This is a genomic window from Acinetobacter sp. YH01010, from assembly GCF_013420775.1.
Taxonomy (GTDB): domain Bacteria; phylum Pseudomonadota; class Gammaproteobacteria; order Pseudomonadales; family Moraxellaceae; genus Acinetobacter; species Acinetobacter amyesii.
This window is the reverse complement of sequence record NZ_VOYF01000004.1, coordinates 167,472-187,057: the sequence shown is the minus strand read 5'-3', so window position 1 is coordinate 187,057 and position 19,586 is coordinate 167,472. Positions and strand designations below refer to the sequence as shown.

At 39.4% G+C, this 19,586-nt stretch carries 20 protein-coding genes; all 20 read right to left on the bottom strand.

Going from position 1 to position 19,586, the window contains the following annotated elements:
• Positions 1-12: 12 nt before the first annotated feature.
• Positions 13-807, bottom strand: coding sequence for a RodZ domain-containing protein (locus FTT77_RS05410; RefSeq protein WP_180042023.1), 795 nt, complete (start codon positions 805-807; stop codon positions 13-15).
• A complete protein-coding gene (pilW, locus tag FTT77_RS05405) occupies positions 798-1,601 on the bottom strand; it encodes a type IV pilus biogenesis/stability protein PilW (RefSeq protein ID WP_180108996.1) in 804 nt (267 codons plus the stop codon). The genes FTT77_RS05410 and pilW overlap by 10 nt, the downstream gene beginning before the upstream one ends.
• Before the next feature lie 15 nt (positions 1,602-1,616).
• Complete coding sequence (gene rlmN / locus FTT77_RS05400; RefSeq protein ID WP_180024403.1) at positions 1,617-2,852, bottom strand: 23S rRNA (adenine(2503)-C(2))-methyltransferase RlmN; 1,236 nt, start codon at positions 2,850-2,852, stop codon at positions 1,617-1,619.
• Positions 2,853-2,975: 123 nt separating this feature from the next.
• The gene (gene ndk / locus FTT77_RS05395; RefSeq protein WP_078189614.1) at positions 2,976-3,407 is read right to left on the bottom strand and encodes a nucleoside-diphosphate kinase; all 432 of its coding nucleotides are present in this window, start codon (positions 3,405-3,407) and stop codon (positions 2,976-2,978) included.
• A 109-nt stretch (positions 3,408-3,516) separates the two neighbouring features.
• Positions 3,517-3,717, bottom strand: coding sequence for a Fe-S cluster assembly protein IscX (iscX, locus tag FTT77_RS05390; protein ID WP_078189615.1), 201 nt, complete (start codon positions 3,715-3,717; stop codon positions 3,517-3,519).
• Between the two features lie 121 nt (positions 3,718-3,838).
• Positions 3,839-4,390 carry a phosphatase PAP2 family protein gene (locus FTT77_RS05385; protein ID WP_180108997.1) on the bottom strand — a complete coding sequence of 184 codons (552 nt, stop codon included), beginning with the start codon at positions 4,388-4,390 and terminating at the stop codon, positions 3,839-3,841.
• 192 nt (positions 4,391-4,582) lie between these two features.
• Positions 4,583-5,860: a glycosyltransferase family 4 protein gene (locus tag FTT77_RS05380; RefSeq protein WP_373686702.1), complete on the bottom strand. Its 1,278-nt coding sequence runs from the start codon at positions 5,858-5,860 to the stop codon at positions 4,583-4,585.
• A 119-nt stretch (positions 5,861-5,979) separates the two neighbouring features.
• Positions 5,980-6,264 (bottom strand): sensor histidine kinase, encoded by a 285-nt coding sequence (locus FTT77_RS05375; RefSeq protein WP_168378455.1) that lies wholly within the window; start codon positions 6,262-6,264, stop codon positions 5,980-5,982.
• Between the two features lie 57 nt (positions 6,265-6,321).
• Positions 6,322-7,404 (bottom strand): 7TM diverse intracellular signaling domain-containing protein, encoded by a 1,083-nt coding sequence (locus FTT77_RS05370; protein WP_180108999.1) that lies wholly within the window; start codon positions 7,402-7,404, stop codon positions 6,322-6,324.
• A 12-nt stretch (positions 7,405-7,416) separates the two neighbouring features.
• Positions 7,417-7,896 (bottom strand): hypothetical protein, encoded by a 480-nt coding sequence (locus FTT77_RS05365; protein ID WP_180109000.1) that lies wholly within the window; start codon positions 7,894-7,896, stop codon positions 7,417-7,419.
• A 369-nt stretch (positions 7,897-8,265) separates the two neighbouring features.
• Positions 8,266-8,676, bottom strand: coding sequence for a hypothetical protein (locus tag FTT77_RS05360; protein ID WP_078189619.1), 411 nt, complete (start codon positions 8,674-8,676; stop codon positions 8,266-8,268).
• Between the two features lie 13 nt (positions 8,677-8,689).
• Positions 8,690-10,999, bottom strand: a complete 2,310-nt coding sequence (locus FTT77_RS05355; protein ID WP_180109001.1) for a fimbria/pilus outer membrane usher protein — start codon at positions 10,997-10,999, stop codon at positions 8,690-8,692.
• Positions 11,000-11,004: 5 nt separating this feature from the next.
• Positions 11,005-11,733 carry a molecular chaperone gene (locus FTT77_RS05350; protein WP_180005391.1) on the bottom strand — a complete coding sequence of 243 codons (729 nt, stop codon included), beginning with the start codon at positions 11,731-11,733 and terminating at the stop codon, positions 11,005-11,007.
• Positions 11,734-11,825: 92 nt separating this feature from the next.
• Positions 11,826-12,326 carry a hypothetical protein gene (locus tag FTT77_RS05345; protein WP_180005392.1) on the bottom strand — a complete coding sequence of 167 codons (501 nt, stop codon included), beginning with the start codon at positions 12,324-12,326 and terminating at the stop codon, positions 11,826-11,828.
• Positions 12,327-13,160: 834 nt separating this feature from the next.
• Positions 13,161-13,985, bottom strand: coding sequence for a hypothetical protein (locus FTT77_RS05340; RefSeq protein WP_257222505.1), 825 nt, complete (start codon positions 13,983-13,985; stop codon positions 13,161-13,163).
• 114 nt (positions 13,986-14,099) lie between these two features.
• On the bottom strand, positions 14,100-14,558 hold the full coding sequence (locus FTT77_RS05335; protein ID WP_180005394.1) for a hypothetical protein: 459 nt from the start codon (positions 14,556-14,558) through the stop codon (positions 14,100-14,102).
• A gap of 32 nt (positions 14,559-14,590) precedes the next feature.
• Positions 14,591-14,941: a DUF2971 domain-containing protein gene (locus FTT77_RS05330; protein WP_180005395.1), complete on the bottom strand. Its 351-nt coding sequence runs from the start codon at positions 14,939-14,941 to the stop codon at positions 14,591-14,593.
• Positions 14,942-15,547: 606 nt separating this feature from the next.
• On the bottom strand, positions 15,548-16,564 hold the full coding sequence (gene ilvC, locus FTT77_RS05325) for a ketol-acid reductoisomerase (RefSeq protein ID WP_078192867.1): 1,017 nt from the start codon (positions 16,562-16,564) through the stop codon (positions 15,548-15,550).
• Positions 16,565-16,673: 109 nt separating this feature from the next.
• Positions 16,674-17,165, bottom strand: coding sequence for an acetolactate synthase small subunit (gene ilvN / locus FTT77_RS05320; protein WP_078189625.1), 492 nt, complete (start codon positions 17,163-17,165; stop codon positions 16,674-16,676).
• Positions 17,162-18,889 (bottom strand): acetolactate synthase 3 large subunit, encoded by a 1,728-nt coding sequence (locus FTT77_RS05315; RefSeq protein ID WP_168378448.1) that lies wholly within the window; start codon positions 18,887-18,889, stop codon positions 17,162-17,164. Before FTT77_RS05315 ends, ilvN begins: the two co-directional genes overlap by 4 nt.
• Positions 18,890-19,586: the final 697 nt, after the last annotated feature.

Below are 19,586 nucleotides of genomic sequence, written 5' to 3'. Positions count from 1 at the left end.
CTCTGTTGTCCCTTAACGTGATAAACGGAAATCTGCTTTGCCGTTTACGGTATATGGTGACAATGAAATATTTTCATTATTTAAGCTTAATGACACTACAGTTGCATCATCCAAACGAATTTGGAATGGTGTTTCACCGTTTAAGTTGAGCGTCGATGCTTGACGACCAGTCGCCAACACCTTACCCGTCGAATCAACAATATGTACTGAAGTCGGGCTACTAAAGGTCAATGTCAATTGATCACCGCTGACTGTTGCATTCCCGCCATTCATGTCGAGGACTTGAACTTCTGAAGCGACATCATTGGTCACAGCGTCTTCATTATCGCTGCCCGAGGTCATGCCCTGAATCGCTGCCACGATCGCACCAATGACCAACAACACCGCCAATGCAATCAGACCCCGTTTGATCCATTTACGATTACGGTCACGATTAGAACCGGGTAATTTACCCATTATTTTAATCGGTGAATTGTTTAACGCGTGATTTGGCAACAATCCCGTATCGTTGGCATAAATATCATCAAAACGTTGAATGATATTGGTTGCATCAACTTTTAAATATTTGGCATAAGTGCGGTAGTAACCTTTAATAAAGGTCGCTTCAGGCAATGACTTATAATCATCTTGCTCAAGTGCAGTCAGTGTTTTTAATGGAATATTGAGTTCTGATGCGACAGCTTCAAGTTCCAGTTTTTGCGTAATACGTACTTGACGTAAATACTCACCTGGGCGTTGTACATTTCCTAATGCATTTGGAGCTACGCTCGAACCATTCGATTGCGGTGAATTAGGATTTACTTCCATACGGCCTCAGTACTGTACTGTAATTGCAAATAGCGTTGGTATTCAGGACTTTCTGGGAACAAAGCACGTAACTGGTTAACCAGTACTTGCATACCCAAATTGTCGCCATTGGCACGCGCTGTTCGAATGCCAATCCAGAGTGCACGCGCACCCTGATTTTTTTGTCCTACTGCACGTACAAATTGTTCATACATTTGTGTGGCAGCAGGGAACTGCTGATTCAAATAAAAGATTTCAGACAACTCTAACATTGAAACATAGGAATCACGATTAGCCTGCAAAGCTTGTTTGAATGATTTTTCAGCATTCGCCACATCGCCCACTTTCAGGTAAATACGACCTAAATTTTCCAATGCTTTGAAACGTTGCTCATAGCCAAGTGTAGACCCAGCAATCGACAACTGTTCAATCGCGTCATTATAGCGCTCAACTTGATATAAGTACGTACCGTAGTTGTTACGTGCTTGCGAATTTTTTGAGTCAGCTGAGATCGCCCGCTTAAAATAACTGTCTGCTTTTTCTAGATTCTCTTTACTGCCTTCTTGTTGCAGCAAGACACCCATCATCATATTGGCCTGTGAATCACGTGAATTCACTTCTAATGCTTGGTCTAGGGCACGCTTTGCAGCATCCAAGTCACCAGATTTTAGATGTTCAACAGCCAATTGAGTTCGAATCTTTACAGCTTTTTCAGGGTCTTTCTTACCCACATCAGGGGTTTGACACGCACTTAATGCTAAAACCGATGCACATAAAGCTGAAACGAAAGTGAACTTATACGTTAACTTTTTCAATTGGCTGCCTCTTTATTATCCTTGTGAGCGCAGTATCTCATTTTGCTGCGCAACTTTCTTTTTCCATTGCTCCGCACGACGAGTACGGTCAGCAACTTGCCCCACGAGTTGTCCACACGCAGCGTCGATATCATCACCACGTGTCTGACGAATCGTACACACAAAACCGGCATCAGACAAAGTTTTTTGGAAAGAAATAATACGGTTACGGCTTGAACGACCGTATGGCGCATGCGGGAACGGGTTAAACGGAATTAAATTAATTTTGCTTGGTAAGTTTTTCAACAGCTTTAACATTTGCTGTGCATGTTCAGGATGGTCATTTACACCATCTAACATCACGTATTCGATGGTCACGTGTTTACGCGAACTTTCATTACCATCTTTTGCGATATAACGCTGACACGCTGCAATCAACTGTTCCAACGGATATTTTTTATTGATCGGAACTAGTTCGTTACGTAGTTCATCATTTGGCGCATGGAGTGAAATTGCCAAGGCTACATCAATGTCTTGTGCCAATTGGTCAATTTTAGGCACCACACCTGAGGTTGATAAAGTCACACGACGCTTCGACATGCCATATGCAAAGTCATCCAGCATGATACGCATTGAATTCAATACGGCATCATAGTTCAACAGTGGCTCACCCATACCCATCATCACCACGTTGGTCACTGAACGTTCACGATCAGCAACTGGCACATCTTCCATATAAGAGAAGTTCGCCATCCACAGCTGACCAATAATTTCAGCTTGGCTCAAATCACGTTGGAAACCTTGTTTCCCAGTTGAACAAAATGAACAGTCCAGAGCACAGCCCACTTGTGACGAAATACACAAGGTCTTACGTGCGCCGGTTTTATCTTCTGCAGGAATGAGCACGGTTTCAACCAATGAGCCTGCACCATCACCCACACGGAACACCCATTTACGAGTACCGTCTTTTGAATAATTTTTATGCACCACTTCAGGCGCTTTAATTTCACAAATCTTTTCTAGTTTTTCACGCAATTTGCCAGAAATATTGGTCATTTCAGCAAAATCAGTCACGAAGAACTGATGAATCCATTTCATCACCTGCCCAGCACGGAACTTTTTCTCCCCCATATCTTCGAAGAATTTTTCCATTTGCGGACGTGACATGCCCAGTAAATTCACTTTCTCCACAGTATTTTGCTGCGTCGGAGCGGATGGAGATTGTTGCTGTGCATCAGAAACAGCTGATGTAGCGACTACTTCAGTACTCATGTGTAATTACCTAAACCATGTCTAAAGATCAAAGGAGAAGCTCAGTTATTGAGCAAAGAATTATTCAGAGAATAAAAAAACCAGACAAGCAGTATACCACTTATCTGGTTTGAATACTTCGAATTAACGAGTACGTGGAGCGATCTCAGTTTGAGCGAAGAAGTAGTTAACTTCACGATCAGCAGATGCTACAGAGTCAGAACCGTGAGCAGCGTTTTCGTCGATGCTTACAGCGAAGTCTGCACGGATAGTACCAGGAGCAGCTTCTTTAGGGTTAGTTGCGCCAAGGATTTCACGGTGAGCAAGAACTGCGTTTTCGCCTTCAAGAACTGAAACTACAACTGGACCAGAAGTCATGAATGCAACTAAGTCACCAAAGAAACCACGTTCTTTGTGCTCAGCGTAGAAGCCTTCAGCTTCAGCTTGAGTCAAGTGTTTCATTTTAGTTGCAACGATTTGAAGACCAGCTTTTTCGAAACGAGCAAAGATGTCGCCGATGTGGTTTTTAGCAACTGCGTCTGGTTTAACGATAGATAAAGTACGTTCAATAGCCATGAGAGGCTCCTTAAGTCAATTTGACGTGAAAAATTTGCCGCATTATACCGAATAATGCGCTATTTTCTGCTTTTGCTATACAAAAAAATTGCTTTTTTCGATGTAGGGATTAACTTGCCTCATCAATCCAGGCCATCTGAATTCCCTCAAGCAGACCTTCAGTCGACTTTTCTGGGTCATCAGTGAAATTTGGCAATGCACATACCCATGCATGTAGGTCAGTAAAGCGAATCCATTGCGGATCAACATCAGGGTGAGCTTCATACAGCTCAATTGCGATATCAATGGTATCTGTCCAGCGTAAACCCATGGGTCTTCCTAACATCGTCTATAGAATGATGGCTTACTTTAACAAATTTCAGCAATTGGACGTGATAAACCCTTTTAATTTTTTTATTACCAGATTTTGCAATTGAGATGTCCGCATCAGACTATAAAAGCAAACCGAAAAGAGGCGCACAGAGAATAATCGCCGCACCCACTGCAGCGCCTATTGCAGCACCCACAGCCACATCACTTGGGTAATGCAAACCTAAGATCATGCGAGATAATGCCACCAATAAGCTAAAGGGCAACATTAAGACCAACAGCATGGGTTGAATATAGCCCAGCACTGTTGTTGCCATGACCGCATGTAGAGTATGCCCCGATGGAAAACTAAAATGATCTAGTGGGCGTTCACCTAAGCGAATCACTTGATGCACTTGGTATGGTCTTGGGCGCACAGTTTTCTTTTTGAGGAGTTTATAGATCGTGGTGCCGACGGAACCACCCAGTAATACATAGACGATTTGTACACTGTAGGAGATGCCCTGCACGATCCAAACCGTCGCCAACATGACATACCAAAACACACCATCACCAAGTCGACTAACCATTTTAAATATGTCAGCAACAACTTGTTGATGTGAAAAATGATTGAGATAAATACAGCCTTTTAAATCGAGATGCAGCATTCTTGTTTTTGCATTTTTTAAATTCATCGCTAATCTCCTATCTACAGTCAAAGCCTGACTGTGTTGGGGTTGAGCTAGATTTGTGTTGTTATTTTTACAAGTTTAGATCTGTGTTTGACTCAGCTTAGGTTCTATTTTTGACAGTGCAATGATGCTTTGATGACAGTTCAATGAATATTGGTTATGAGGATGCTCAACTTCTCTATACAACCAATAGCGCTAGCTCCATTGGCTCATCATGGCTTGATCCACCACGCGATATAGCGCTTGCTCAAATTGTTGTACAGGATATTGCCATCCGATTTTAGCAGCGTCTTTTGCCGCCTCGATGCCCATTGTTTTTAATTTAGAGCGTTGCGGCAATTGCTGCATAAGCCGAATAAATTCATCGGTTCGAGATAAGTGACATAACCATCCCGTTTGCTGATTCCTCACGTGCAATTGGGCACATGCGGCATTATATGCAATCACAGGCAATCCGCTGGCCATTGCCTCCAAAACCACATTACCAAAGGTCTCAACCTGACTTGCGAAAACAAAAACATCCGCACTGGCGTAGGCTTCCGATAAAGCCTGACCGCTTAAACTTCCCATAAAAATAACATCTAGTGATTTTGCCAGTTGCATTAATCGTTCACGATCTGGCCCATCCCCCACAATGACCAATTTCGTTCGTGCATCCATGGCCAACATCGAACGATAGGCTGAAATTAAAACATCTACCTCTTTTTCAGGAGATAGCCGACCGACATAGAGCATCACGCGGGTATGTTCATCTGCTTGCCACTGTTGTCTCAGTTCTGCTCGATAGTGTGAGGGAGAAAATCGACTATGGTCCACACCTCGCCCGACCACCACCAATGGGCAACTAAAACCTAATCGATGCAAGGCATCTGCAGTATCTTGGCTCGGTACACAGGTGAGTTGAGTATTGTTATGAAACCATCGTAAATAATGCTGTACAGGCTTCATTAAAAACGCTAAATCAAAGAATCGACTAAAATCATGAAAGGCCGAGTGAAAGCCACTGGACACAGGAATCTGTAAAGAACGCGCCAGTTGAAGCATAGCAAAACCCAAAGGCCCTTCAGTGACTATATGCACAATGTCGACTTGGGCTTTTTTTAAAGCTTTACTGAGTTTGATCAGTTGCGGCCAGCCAAATTGTAAACCTGAATACTTAGGAATCGACTGCGCTCGAACCAAACACTCTTGATCAGGTCTGAAATCCTGACAACTTTCGGACTGTTCAGGGCGTATTAAAAATATTGAGTTGCCTTGTTGCTGCAAGCCTTTACACAACTGCAATAAAGAATGTGCAACACCATTAATTTCTGGCGCCCACGTATCTGTAACAATGGCGATTTTTAGACCTGGACGGATTAATGTTGAGACCGTTTGCACATCCATTCGTGATTGCATATGCTTAAATTGGAACTGAAATCGCGCAGGTTCATCCTGCATACGCCCTAAATTAATAGCCGATTCTGTCATGATCTTACATGCTTCTTATAAATGTATAGTCACAGTTTAAGCAGCAGTTTTTTGCATTTTGATGATTATTTGATGACAGTTTATTGAAAAAAATTGACTAATTTCTTCTACAAAATCATGATTTATCCGTAATTTTTAATCACTTTTAAAATCGTCTGACCCGCACGAGAAGTGATTTGCATATCTGCGTTCATCCGCTCTAAATGCCCACTCATACTACGAAGCCCCACACTCAAACCGGCTTGATTGACCAAATTCACATCAAACCCCACACCATTGTCTTCTACTTCCATTATCAATGCCGAGTTTTCATAATAAATCCGAATCTGCACCACGGTCGCATGACTATGCTTCACAATATTGGTTAATGCTTCTTCGGCTACACGCTGTAGGGTTAAACATTCCATTGGAGTAACATCCACTTCCCATTTTGCAGGAACTGACCATTTAGCGTGTATATCGAGCTAATCAAATAACTGATTAAAACGGTGCCTAAAGGGTGCCATCCATAACAATGGGGTTTCAGGCAGTTTGGTGCCTAAACTTGAACCGCTATCAATGATATGTCGTAAATCATCTCTTAAAATTTTCAACATCGATAAAAATTGCGAATTGGTCAGATCTTTGGAACTCTGCTCAACCGATGCCATTGAACGAACCAAGGAGCCACCTAAGCCATCATGTAGCTCATGTGCAATTTGAATACGCTCTTGCAAGCGGGTATTTTCCATTTCTAACTGATAATGATTTTGTAGGGTATGCGTCAACTCTTCCTTTACTTGAGTGACCGTTGTTGCCAACGTTTGATTAAACTTTTCAATTCGTCTCACACTTTTAGTCAAGCGTAGTGCAAAAATAATCGCCACACCCAAGGTTGTTATCGGGGAAGCATATGCCGAAATCAAATCCCCTTCATTCATCATTAAGCGCCAACCGTCATGGGCACCAATTGGGACATAAATCAACAACATAATCCCTGCCAGCAACTTGGCTTCAACTTGTCCTGATTTATAAGCAATCCACGAAAATGTCAGGCAATTCAGCATATAGCAAGCATAGCCCACCATAAAACTCAAATCTAAGACAGGTTGTACCAAAGACTGTGGTGTAAAAAAAATCAAGCAACCCAATACAAAAACAGTCATCCCCATGACTTTTTCAAGACGTGGAAATTTTCGTCCTGCAAAACGCCAAGGATAGAGACAAGTCGCTGTCGTAAAACAAAGAAAGATAAAGATATGCAAACGATAGAAATCTAGCGTTGATAGCCCCCAAAGCGTCTCGGTAGCTAAAAGTTGCCCAACGTATAGCACCCAAAGAAAACTGGTTATGGCATACCAACCAAAAGCGTTCTCTTCGCGTCGAAACAGCCAAACCAGCCCCGCAATGATCCCCAAGATAAACTCAAAAATAGTGGTGTAGCTATGCAAGCCTCGCATAGCCAACCAATGTTTTTCATACACTTTGGTATTATCGTGATAGCGGTTTAAACTAACCTCACCAAGCCCTGGATTCAGTGCATTGACGCCCACCACTCGTATCAGCACTTCATTCTGACCTTACTTTAGGCTGTTGGGTGGAATTACCCATTGCCGAGGCATATTCCAACTTCGTGACAAAGGCTCTTGTAATGAATCATCCTGCCAAAACAGCTGACCATTCAAATACACTTGCCCTGCCATATTGATGTAACTCACCATCAAAGAAAGCGGATCTGAGCCTGCATCTTGACACGTGTATTGCCATTTCAAGCGATACCAAGCTGTGCCAGAATAATTATCCCAACGATCTTTCCAACGATCTGGTAACTTTTCTATCGTTTGCCAATGCTCATGCCCGGTCAATTCTCCGCTTGGCATCTGCGCCTGAGCGACTTCTTGACTGACTAATTTTGACTGACATGATTGGGCAATAGCTTGTGGACTTAGCCCAATTGCACCAAATACAAGACAAAGAACGGTAAATTTCAGCTTTAAAGGTTTAATTAGAGAAATGAGGACATTTAAAAATGTCAGACGTGTTTGAACGCAATACGCCAAGCACATCGAACCTTTTTTCCGACATGCGCAACTTGGAGCATTTGAATGATAGCGATTCAATACTGACCTTCCCCGTTAGCCGAAATAAAATGGCTAAAATAAAAACAAGATCACATATTAAACCTATGAACTCTAATAAGAAAAACTTTTTCTGAATTATTTATTCTTAACGCTATATCGATATTTTAACATCTCGAATACTCAAGACATTCACATCCAACTTTATATTTGCAACAGAGAATGGAGCTACTTAGATTGAAGCTAGAGACTCACATTAATATCTATACTCAAGCTTCAATCTAGCGACATGAACTTAGCACTCTGCATATAATCACCTTAACCATGAAATAAAATCACTCGCTAAGCCTCTCAAAACACCATATTTACAAAGACTGTATCGCGGTAGATTCCTGCAGGTGTCGTTGCATTCACTCGCTCCACCAAACGCACAGCAATCACATAGTTATTTTTGCCAGCGCCTTGCTCTGTAGAAACATTCCACAGATTTTCCATCGCACCTGAAACAGTCATTCGTGTTTTGAGCTTAATCGGGCCATTCGTCACAAAACTACTGCCCGAAGTATCCTGCAAATTACGGCTATTAAAGCGTATGCGGTATTTACCGGAACAATCGACACTAAATGAACTCGCCGCTTGACTATTATAGTAATTCGCCAAGCGCATATTGGTTTCACTGATTCGTCCCATTTCACAACGACTCGGTGCAGCAAATGTTATTGAACTAAATAACGCTGCTGAGATGAGTAAAATACTTTTCATTGGAAATACTCCTTTATTTACACTGCAATGTAATTAATTCAGGAGTTTGGTTTTCTACCTTTTTCGGCACTGTTAATGCTGTTTGGCAAGATCGACCACCACTGGTCCTCACCGTCAACTTGTAGTAGCCTTCAACCAAACCATATAACATTACCGTGCCATCTGAACCCACTGGATAAACATCAGCTTCTGGGGTATCAATTGCAACTTCACTTCCTGCAACAAATTGATGACCTTGTTCATCCAATATTTTGACCAATATTTGTTGTGTATCAAATACTGAAAAACTAATGTTATAACCACGCTGTCTTAATGCGACTAAACGATGTGCAGCATTTGGAACTTTGCTTTCGATCGGTAATTGATTTTCATCAAATGAAATATCGTAATTAATATAAGGAACGATATCGTGTACAAAGGCATAGCCTTTTTTATTGGTTTTCGCGACTGGAGACATTGAACGCATGACATCAATATCTTCACGACCACCAACATTCACTAAAGCAAAGGCATTATCGACAAAACTGGTCAATGCGTATTGACCACCCAACCACACCATAGCGCCACGGTAGCCAACCTGTGTTGTTGAATCATTTTCACTATAGAGATGACTTAAGGTTAAATCACCAACATCAGTGGACAAACCACCATAGGCATTTAATACCGTTTCATCATTACGATAATCCACACCGAGCGCATAATTTGCACCATATTCACCGAATGCATTTTGAATGAAACGGACACCGCCGGATTTATTGGTACCCGCATCAGCCTGAATACGCTTACCACCACCAAAATTATAAGAAAATGTAATAAAGGCACCTGAGTCATCGCTATCTCCAAATTCTTGGAAATAGTTGGCGGTATACATTAAATTCGGTGTAATTTCGCGACTCACACCCACAGTGAGCATTTTGCGATCCTCTAACTCAAATAAAGGATCATTAGATTCATACTGGGTTTGTTCGATATAGTTCAGATTTAAATTTTGAAAGAATGGAAAATTAGCAAAACTCAAATACGCCATATTTTCAAATTTTGGAAAAATATGATTATCTTCATAACCTAACGCCCGATAATCATTTGTAGCGTAGCGTGAACTCACACCAAAATTAAGTTTCCCGAAATTACGACTGATAGCCAAACCTGCAGAATAGCCATCGTCATTATCGGTTTTACTGCCTAAAAAAATACTGTCTAAAACAAACCATCGATTGACCGCTTGCGTCCATAGCAGTCCTGCATTTTTTACTTTGTCACTATAGGTAGCACTTGCACCCAACGTGGTACGACTGGTGACACCTCTACGCCAATAGGCTGAACTGAAAAAATCGCGATAATCGCTATTTTCTTCGTCATAACTGAAGCGTAGTTTCCCTAATGATATGTTGTAATCATTTAAATTTTCTTTGAGCAATTTACTGCTAATTAACACCGGAAAACTTCGAACAGTGGTATTCCCCAATACATCTTGTACAACCATTTGCGCTGTACCAGCACTTTCAATATTGGCACCTGTTTGTAGGTTATAATCTCCAGGTGAAATCTTTTTCTGATAAATATTTACGCCATCAATATATAAATCAACAGTCGAAGGTAAAACTGCACTACCTTTTAGACTTGGAATATTCCAATACACAAAATCTGGACGTGACGTATAGTCTGTACCAAAACTCAAACCACCAAATCGCACACCATGAATTAATGCGCTATAGGCAGAGGTCGTATCACCAATAATCAGCTTGGTCGCATTTTTGGAGAAATCAAACTCAAGACTACTATTTAACCTTACAAATTTTTCTTCACGATAATCATCCCCTTTATTATTTCGATAAAAGGCATTATTTCTTAAAATCCAATTGTCTTTAAACACCCCAAGTTCAGGCAGTACACCAAAATTATTATGTTGAGTGTTATTTTCAAAGTGCATTTCATAATTGAGAAATGCACCAAAATTTGCAGGCATCGGCTGACTGATTAAGGCATCCGTTTCTAGCCCAAAGAAATATTTTGATGGAAGATTAATTTTGATAGCTTGCAATTGAGGATCAAATCCAGAATGAATATCTTGATCCGTTACCAAACAAAATGAATTTTTAGTTGCATGTCGTTTCAGAATTTCTACTTTAATTTGCAGCTTATCAAGATCTGCGCACTCTATATAAAACTTGTTATTTTCAGTCAGTAATAATACTTCGCTCTTGCGGTCTACTTCGTTTACCCAAATACTGGTTGGAAATAAATCATCAGGCATATCAACAGCTTCTGCATGAGCAGAATTAGCACATAAAATACAATATAGAAGCAATGTAATTCTATTCATAGCCACTACTCAACTAAATTAAACTCCAAAGGAGTGTCACCTTTATCTGTTTCCACAACGACTTTATAATTACTAGCGCCTTGTAAAGAAACACTCCCGATGTCGTATTGGTTTTTACCTAATGCCAATAAATATTTCATATCGGAAGATTCAGCGACTGTTTTCTTGCTTTTATCGATGACATAAAGTTTTTGGATTTGAATGTGTGATTTTGCTAAATTTTCAACCTGAATAATGGTGCGACCATTCGATTTTTTAGCAATAAATTTCAAATAAGCGGGTTCTTGTTTGCCGACAAAAAATGGCACATTAATACTTAATAACAGTGCAATTTTCGATTCAGAGTTCGTCACTTGAGGTAGCTCAGTATAAAGAATACGCCATGCTTCTTCTTGTTGTAGGTTCATACTTTCTACAGATTGAGTAAAACCCACACGAACCATTTGTTTTGAATTTGGTTTTAAAATAAAGTTCTTCGGATTGATAATAATATTGGATTCAGGTGAAAGAACATCTTCCCCTGCGGCATTTTGAGTCCATTTAAATGCTTGAGCCTCAAAAATACGTGGTGTCTCATCATCCCCTTTCGACTCCAAAGTAAATGTCGCACTGCGTTGTTTAGATTTATCGGTTAAATATAACTGCACAGGGCTAATTGAAATACCTGCAAATATTTGAGGACTCAATAAGCAAGTCATTAAACTAAATGAAACGACTTTGAATAAACTTTTCATATACCCACCCCAGTACATTTAAATATTATTATCAATTCAAAAATAAAAAGAAGTTGACCCTAACTGTGTAGAATCAACTCCCTAAATTTGGATTAGTAAGCTACTTTGATATATAAAGTATCTTTGTATGTACCAGCACGTTGAGTACCTGAAATTGTATTTTTTGGAGCTACAGATACAGCAAAGTTATCAACGCTCATACCAGCTACAGGTGTAGAACCGATTGGATAATTCACACCACCTTTTGAAGTCGTGATTTTTGTAAATACTTTATCACTAGTGGTTTCATGTTTTACAAAAGTATCTGCACTTGAACCCGCGTTTAGCGTAGATAGATTTAATGTATATGGAGTGTTCGTTGTAACTGTAAAGCCACTAGCACCCGTATAACTGTCTTCAACGAGTTTGATGTCTTTACCTACCAAAAGCTCACATGCTTTAAGAATCTGTAACTTTATGTCGATTTCGCCTTCACACGGCGCACCGCCACATTGTTTAGATTCTTTTTTACCACCAGCGATTGCAGATGTTGCTGGAAGTGCTACGAACAATGTTGCAGATAGTACTGCGGTTAAAATTTTAGATGTAGACATTTCACTTCTCCATTCTCATATGAGATTTATTAGTATGTGCATCAAAGGATATTTATTAAGAAAAACTAATTAATCTTACTTTCCCTAGGTGCTGATTCATTCTTAATCATGTGGAGAAAAAAAGAACCTAATGCGGAATATTCACACGAATATTCATGTAATATTATTTTTTACGAATATTTAAATTATGTGGTTGTAATATATTAAATATTTTTAATTTTTATATTTTTATTTAATTTTTCTCTTTATCCCAAATTTTGGGGATTTTTTTCATATCCCTATTTTTTGGTATAACATATCTTATTGTTTTTATTAAATTTAGTAACATTAAAAATAATATAGGCTGTTACATATTTCACCAAATATTTGTGAAATAGTTCAAAATAATTTTCAAACAAACCAATAATATTTGAATATTCAACTATATTAATAGTAAAGGCCGATTAAATTTTATTTTTAAATAGAATCTCGAATGTATAATCACTACTTTCAGGTATGTCTTTTGAAACGCAATACAAGAATTACGTCACCAAATACTGAGCCTTTGTATTAAATTACAGGTTTTGAAACACGTCTTAGTTTCCAATGTTAAGCTTTTGTAAATCATATTTTCTTTCTTTAAATTTCAGTTTTTTGTTTTTCAAATTTTTAGAATCTCATTTATTACATGAAATATCATGTATGTTAAAATTCAGTCCCTCTCTTTCAACCCTCTTTTTACTTTGATTTTTTATTCAAAATACTGACTACCTCATTTAAAAGTATCTACATTCATCTTTAGAAAATTCTATAAATAAAAAAAGCCCCAAGTTATGGGGCTTTTTAAAATTTAACTTACTCACTGACTGGATAAAGCAATCCTTGATCGACTCGAAAGATTTGACCTGATCCAAAGTCGATCTGCTGCAACTCTCCTTTTAATTTTGGGAAGCCAGCAATTTTTTCCAATTGTGGTGAGCGTTGAAAATTCTTCGTTTTAGGATTGTACATCCAATAAATAAATCGCTTATCTTCTATTTTTCGACCATCAGAGGTATCTGAAAGTACAACATCATAGTATCCATCAAAGTTTACATCTAAGAATCCCATACTATTCCCAAAAGCATTAAAGCCTTGTAATGACTGTAGTACTTTGCCATTTGATTTATTAACCACATCTACGCGTTTTAGAGACTTCCCATAAGGTTGGTCTGCGGATTGCACCCCATAAAACTTAAACAGCAGGATAGGTTTATCTGCAGCTTTAAACGCAGGTTCAAACTGTAGATAACTTGTAGATGGTGGTGCCGTTTGTTCCGTCAGTTCAGCTTTAAAGTAGCCTGTATTTGCATTCAATGTACCTGCCAATCGATAAGCTGCTGCAGCACTTTGTTCCGTCCCAACATTGACTGAATTCAAGTCAATAAAATCTGCTTTTTGAGTCCCTTTAAAGTTAATTTGTTTGGGCTCTTGCAGATCAGTCAACGTCCCGTGCGGATTCCATATGCCAGCATACAAATCTAAGAAATAGCGTCCTTCAGTCGAGCGAAGCATCCGCTGCATGGATATGCGAACATCAGGTAAAGGCTTTAACTCAGACAGTGTTATATCTGCATCTTGTGCAAAACTCACCACAGGTAGACAAAGAGCGAGTAAAAGAGAGAGTTTTGATATTTTCATTGCAATTACACACTCCATGCAGCATGAATAATGCCTACTCTATCACAACCTAAATTCAACACAGATGACACAAATATAGGAGTTTTGAAACTACCTACGACTCAAACTATCAGATTAAATTGGAGTCGCTTTTAAAGCCCATGTTTCCAAATCTAATGAAATACATTTCAAACCAATATTAGATTCAATACATAGATCTTTCAGCAATTCAAACTGATCTACCTTATGATCAATTACGGGCTTCACAAGCTCTTGCTTTCTTCTAAGATCAATATATGCATTTTTCCCAACATATACTTCAACAAAGGCTTCTTCAGGCAATTTTAATGTATAAATTGGACGCGTTTGCAATTGGACTCTTTGCCAAAGTTGGTCATTGATATATGCATGTGTTTTTGTAGAAAAGTGATACCCGAATTGAGCATCGCTAATATTCTTTACAATACGTACTTCCTCTTCGTATGCCCATTCCTGCATTTTATAAAGCAAACCATGCTTTATTAAAACTTCTTCATTATCCCAATTTAAAATATTTGAATTTCCTACAGACATTAATTTTTCAACACTTGCCACATTGGCTTGCTTCGGCGCTGTTTTTAAATATCTCAACTCTCCTTTTGTTGAAGGAATAATAAATTGATCACCATCTGTATATCACACTCAAAACCTGCTTTGCATGTGTCAATTCCGATCACAACACCTTTGTAACTATCCCCATAATGTGACCACATGAGTGGATTTAAAGCAGTTCTAGTCAAACTTAAAATCACATACTTTCTAGAAAACCGATTACGGAATGCCCCTATTGCTAGGGATGTCGGCACATCCAAATCATAAAAACCAAAACCAGTGCATTCAAATGGGTCATTAAAATCTTCTAAATCTGAAAAACCTAGAGATTTTGTTTTTAAAATCGTTAAAGCAGCTTCAAAACTCACATATTTATATAAAATCATTATCCTAACCCACGCTAATATTGGGTTTTTTGTAGCATAAAACTCAAAAGATAATTAATTAAATAAATTCTTTTCTTTGCTTACGATTTTGTTCACTTCTATCCAAAGTATGAACGAGTACAAACACTGTTTTGTACGAAGTACAACGAGGCAGCACACCATTCTGTGTGACGCGTAAGGAATGAAAGCATGCTTTTCTATTTTTAAGGCACGTAACTTTAGGTATTAAAAAACCCACTCAAAATGAGTGGGTCTTCGTATTCAAATCAATTGATTCAAGAAATTAGTTTTTCTCTTTATCAACGATTTTGTTCGCTTGGATCCAAGGCGCGAAAATGATGAAAGTATCGCTTACATCATTTGAGGCTCGTAGCCTTGATGCCGTCTTTTATAAGGGATAAAAAAGCCCCTGTTAAAAACAAGGGCTTTTTGACTTAGATATCAGAACTTCGTTCTTTTCTTTGTCTACGATTTTGTTCGCTTGGATCCAAGGTACGTAAAAATAGAAAAGCATGCTTTTCTATTTTTAAGGCACGTAACTTTAGATATTAAAAAACCCACTCAAAATGAGTGGGTCTTCGTATTCAAATCAATTGATTCAAGAAATTAGTTTTTCTCTTTATCAACGATTTTGTTCGCTTGGATCCAAGGCATCATCGCACGTAACTTGTTACCAGTTACTTCGATACCATGCGCCGCGTTTTGACGACGACGAGCAGTCATTGAAGGATAGTTCAACGCACCTTCTTGGATGAACATTTTCGCGTATTCACCAGATTGAATACGTTTAAGCGCATTACGCATCGCTTCACGAGATTGTTCGTTGATTACTTCAACGCCAGTTACGTATTCGCCATATTCAGCATTGTTTGATACTGAGTAGTTCATGTCCGCGATACCGCCTTCGAACATTAAGTCAACGATCAATTTAAGTTCGTGTAAACATTCGAAGTAAGCCATTTCTGGTGCATAACCAGCTTCAACAAGAGTTTCGAAGCCCATTTTAACCAATTCAACAGCACCACCACAAAGGACTGCTTGCTCACCGAAAAGGTCAGTTTCAGTTTCTTCACGGAATGAAGTTTCGATAATACCAGTACGGCCACCACCAACACCTGAAGCGTAAGAAAGCGCAACGTTACGTGCATTACCAGAAGCATCTTGGTGAACAGCGATAAGATCAGGTACACCTGAACCACGTTGGAATTCTGAACGTACAGTATGACCAGGCGCTTTTGGAGCAACCATGATTACGTCAAGGTCAGCACGTGGAACAACTTGGTTATAAAGAACAGAGAAACCATGAGCAAATGCTAGCGTTGCACCTTGCTTGATGTTTGGCTCAATTACGTCACGGTAAAGTTGTGATTGGAACTCATCTGGAGTCAAAATCATAACTAAGTCAGCTTGAGCTACAGCAGCAGGAACTTCTGAAACTTTAAGACCAGCATTTTCAGCTTTTTTCCAAGAAGTAGAACCAGCGCGTAGACCTACAGTTACGTCAACGCCTGAATCTTTAAGGTTAAGCGCATGAGCATGGCCTTGTGAACCATAACCAATGATTGCTACTTTTTTGCCTTGGATGATAGATAAGTCTGTGTCTTTATCGTAAAAAATTTGCATTGCTGTCTCCGCTAAAATGCTTTCGTTTCCTTTAACTTGATACCGTGATTCTGTTTGATTATTCACGTTTCAAGTACCTCACCCATAGGAGTGAGGTGAATATATAAAATTAGATAGTTAAAACTTTTTCGCCACGTGCGATACCTGAAACACCTGAACGTACAACTTCTAGAATTGTATTTTCAGCTAAGGCATCAATAAAACCATCTATCTTTTCAGTTGTACCTGCGATTTGAATGGTATATGTCGTTGGCGTTACGTCTACGATTTGTCCACGGAAAATATCCGCAGTACGTTTAATTTCGGCACGTGCTGAACCGAGTGCTTTGACTTTAATTAACATCAATTCACGTTCAATATGAGCACCTTCAGACAAATCAACAACTTTAACAACTTCGACAAGCTTGTTGAGTTGTTTGGTGATTTGTTCAATTTTATGCTCATCGCCATACGTGGTTAAAGTCAAACGCGAAAGCGTCGGATCTTCTGTTGGCGCTACGTTTAATGTCTCAATGTTATAACCACGCTGAGAGAATAAACCTACCAAACGTGAAAGCGCACCTGCTTCGTTTTCTACAAGTACAGAGATAATATGTCTCATTGTGTGCGCTCTCCTTTGCCTAACCACATATCTTTCATTGACTGGCCAGCAACCAACATTGGATATACATGCTCTGAACGGTCAACCATCACGTTAATAAACACGCACTTGTCATTGATCGCCATTGCTTCAGCAAGCTTCGATTCGAGTTCATCTGCATGATCAATTTGAATACCCACATGCCCATACGCTTCCATTAATTTAGGGAAGTCAGGAAGTGACTCAACATAAGAACTTGAGTGACGACCTTCGTAGTTCATGTCTTGCCATTGCTTAACCATACCTAATGCACGGTTATTCAAGCATAGAATTTTTACATTCAAGCCATATTGCTTACATGTAGAAAGTTCTTGGATACACATCTGAATCGATGCTTCGCCAGTAATACACACTACTTGTTGATCTGGGAAGGCAAGTTTTGCTGCCATAGCATATGGCAAACCTACACCCATGGTTCCTAGACCACCTGAGTTGATCCATTGACGTGGACGTGTGTATTTGTAGTAAAGCGCACCAAACATTTGGTGTTGACCAACGTCTGAAGTAATGATGGCTTGGCTATTGGTAATTTTATCCAACGCTTCAACAACTTGCTGTGGCTTCATTGAACCATCAGTTGGTTTATCATAGTTCAAACCATGAACTTGACGCCATTCATTGATTTGTTTCCACCAAGCCGCGATATCTTCTGGATTTGGTTTAGACACATTCAATTGCTTTAATTGAGCCAACATTTCAGTCAATACAGGCTCTACTGCACCCACAATTGGGATGTGCGCCATAATTGTTTTTGAAATCGTTGCTGGGTCTATATCAATATGAATGACTTTGGCATTTGGACAGAATTTCGCTGGATTATTGGTTACACGGTCATCGAAGCGCGCGCCCACACACAGAATCACATCTGCATTGTGCATCGTCATATTGGCTTCGTAAGTACCATGCATACCCAACATGCCGATGAATTGTTCATCATTGCCCGGATACGCACCAAGACCCATTAAGGTACTGGTTACTGGATAACCCAGTAAATGTGCAAGTTCTGTCAACTGTGCAGAAGCATTGCCTTGAACCACACCGCCGCCTGAATAAATAATTGGGCGTTTAGCATGAATCAATTCATCAATTGCTTTACGAATTTGACCTGAGTGACCACGATGCGGCGGTTGATACGAACGCATTTTCACTTTTTCAGGATATTCGTAAGCAAATTTCTCTGCAGGATTCGTTGCATCTTTTGGAATATCAACGACAACAGGACCCGGACGACCACTTGAAGCGATATAAAATGCCTTCTTAATAATCGAAGGGATTTCGCTTGCATGACGTACTTGGAAGCTGTGTTTTACGATTGGGCGCGAAATACCAACCATATCCGTTTCTTGGAACGCATCCTCACCGATAAGATGGCTTGCAACCTGACCTGACAAAATCACCATTGGGATTGAGTCCATATAGGCAGTTGCAATTGGAGTTACGGTATTTGTTGCACCCGGACCAGATGTCACCAGTACGACACCTGTTTTACCTGTGACACGTGAGTAAGCATCAGCCATATGACCAGCAGCTTGCTCGTGGCGCACTAGGTAATGATTGATTTTTTCTTGTTGAAATAGCGCATCATAAATATGCAGTACTGCGCCGCCTGGGTATCCAAAAACATGTTCAACGCCTTCGTCCGCTAAAGCGCGTACGAGCATTTCACCACCAGATAAAAGTTCCAACGTGATTCACCCTAATCTTTTTTCACGCACAAATGGAGGGCATTTGTCGTGGTTAATTCATTAACTGTGTGCTCTGTTATAGCACACAAATTTCATAGTTTTCATAGCAATAAGAAAAAAATCTGACCTGCTTGCTGTTTGAGCAATATGGGGTCTAAAACATGTTGGGATAAACATATTTTGTTGGCTTTGTTCAACCTCTCGGCTAGAGAAGAAGTCCATTGCTAAAATGCACTCATTCGAAGGGTGATCGATCTAAGGCATATAAAACTAAAGACAGCATTTTTGTAGTTTCAACCATTAAAGTCAAGTTTAAAAATGGGCTTTTTTCTGATTACTTACAGACCGTTTGTTTTTTAAGCACACTCCCGTTCTTTGCATTCTTTGTAGTTTGTTTATTTATAACCAGTTAGCATGTATTTAATAAAATACTTTTATAAATCTAATAAATAAATTAAATGAATTGCTGTGGGTTTTTAATTCAATTGCCTCACTTTCAACTTAAGGCATGGATTAAATGATAAAAACACAATATTTTGATTGCTTATTAATTCCACAATTCATCATTCACAAATCATCATTCACAAAGTTACTCATCCCACGCGATGCCCCTTTTATCCTTTGTGCTAAAAAATGCATAGATTCTGCTGTCAAAAAAGCGCAAAATTTTCAGCATAATTTTGCATGATCACTATAA

What these genes read in the sequence shown, in the direction of transcription:
- FTT77_RS05410 (WP_180042023.1), bottom strand. Translation starts at nt 807, where the DNA reads ATGGAAGTAAATCCTAATTCACCGCAATCGAATGGTTCGAGCGTAGCT.
- rlmN (WP_180024403.1), bottom strand. Translation starts at nt 2,852, where the DNA reads ATGAGTACTGAAGTAGTCGCTACATCAGCTGTTTCTGATGCACAGCAA.
- ndk (WP_078189614.1), bottom strand. Translation starts at nt 3,407, where the DNA reads ATGGCTATTGAACGTACTTTATCTATCGTTAAACCAGACGCAGTTGCT.
- iscX (WP_078189615.1), bottom strand. Translation starts at nt 3,717, where the DNA reads ATGGGTTTACGCTGGACAGATACCATTGATATCGCAATTGAGCTGTAT.
- FTT77_RS05385 (WP_180108997.1), bottom strand. Translation starts at nt 4,390, where the DNA reads ATGAATTTAAAAAATGCAAAAACAAGAATGCTGCATCTCGATTTAAAA.
- FTT77_RS05375 (WP_168378455.1), bottom strand. Translation starts at nt 6,264, where the DNA reads ATGGAATGTTTAACCCTACAGCGTGTAGCCGAAGAAGCATTAACCAAT.
- FTT77_RS05360 (WP_078189619.1), bottom strand. Translation starts at nt 8,676, where the DNA reads ATGAAAAGTATTTTACTCATCTCAGCAGCGTTATTTAGTTCAATAACA.
- FTT77_RS05355 (WP_180109001.1), bottom strand. Translation starts at nt 10,999, where the DNA reads ATGAATAGAATTACATTGCTTCTATATTGTATTTTATGTGCTAATTCT.
- FTT77_RS05350 (WP_180005391.1), bottom strand. Translation starts at nt 11,733, where the DNA reads ATGAAAAGTTTATTCAAAGTCGTTTCATTTAGTTTAATGACTTGCTTA.
- FTT77_RS05345 (WP_180005392.1), bottom strand. Translation starts at nt 12,326, where the DNA reads ATGTCTACATCTAAAATTTTAACCGCAGTACTATCTGCAACATTGTTC.
- FTT77_RS05340 (WP_257222505.1), bottom strand. Translation starts at nt 13,985, where the DNA reads ATGAAAATATCAAAACTCTCTCTTTTACTCGCTCTTTGTCTACCTGTG.
- FTT77_RS05330 (WP_180005395.1), bottom strand. Translation starts at nt 14,941, where the DNA reads ATGATTTTATATAAATATGTGAGTTTTGAAGCTGCTTTAACGATTTTA.
- ilvC (WP_078192867.1), bottom strand. Translation starts at nt 16,564, where the DNA reads ATGCAAATTTTTTACGATAAAGACACAGACTTATCTATCATCCAAGGC.
- ilvN (WP_078189625.1), bottom strand. Translation starts at nt 17,165, where the DNA reads ATGAGACATATTATCTCTGTACTTGTAGAAAACGAAGCAGGTGCGCTT.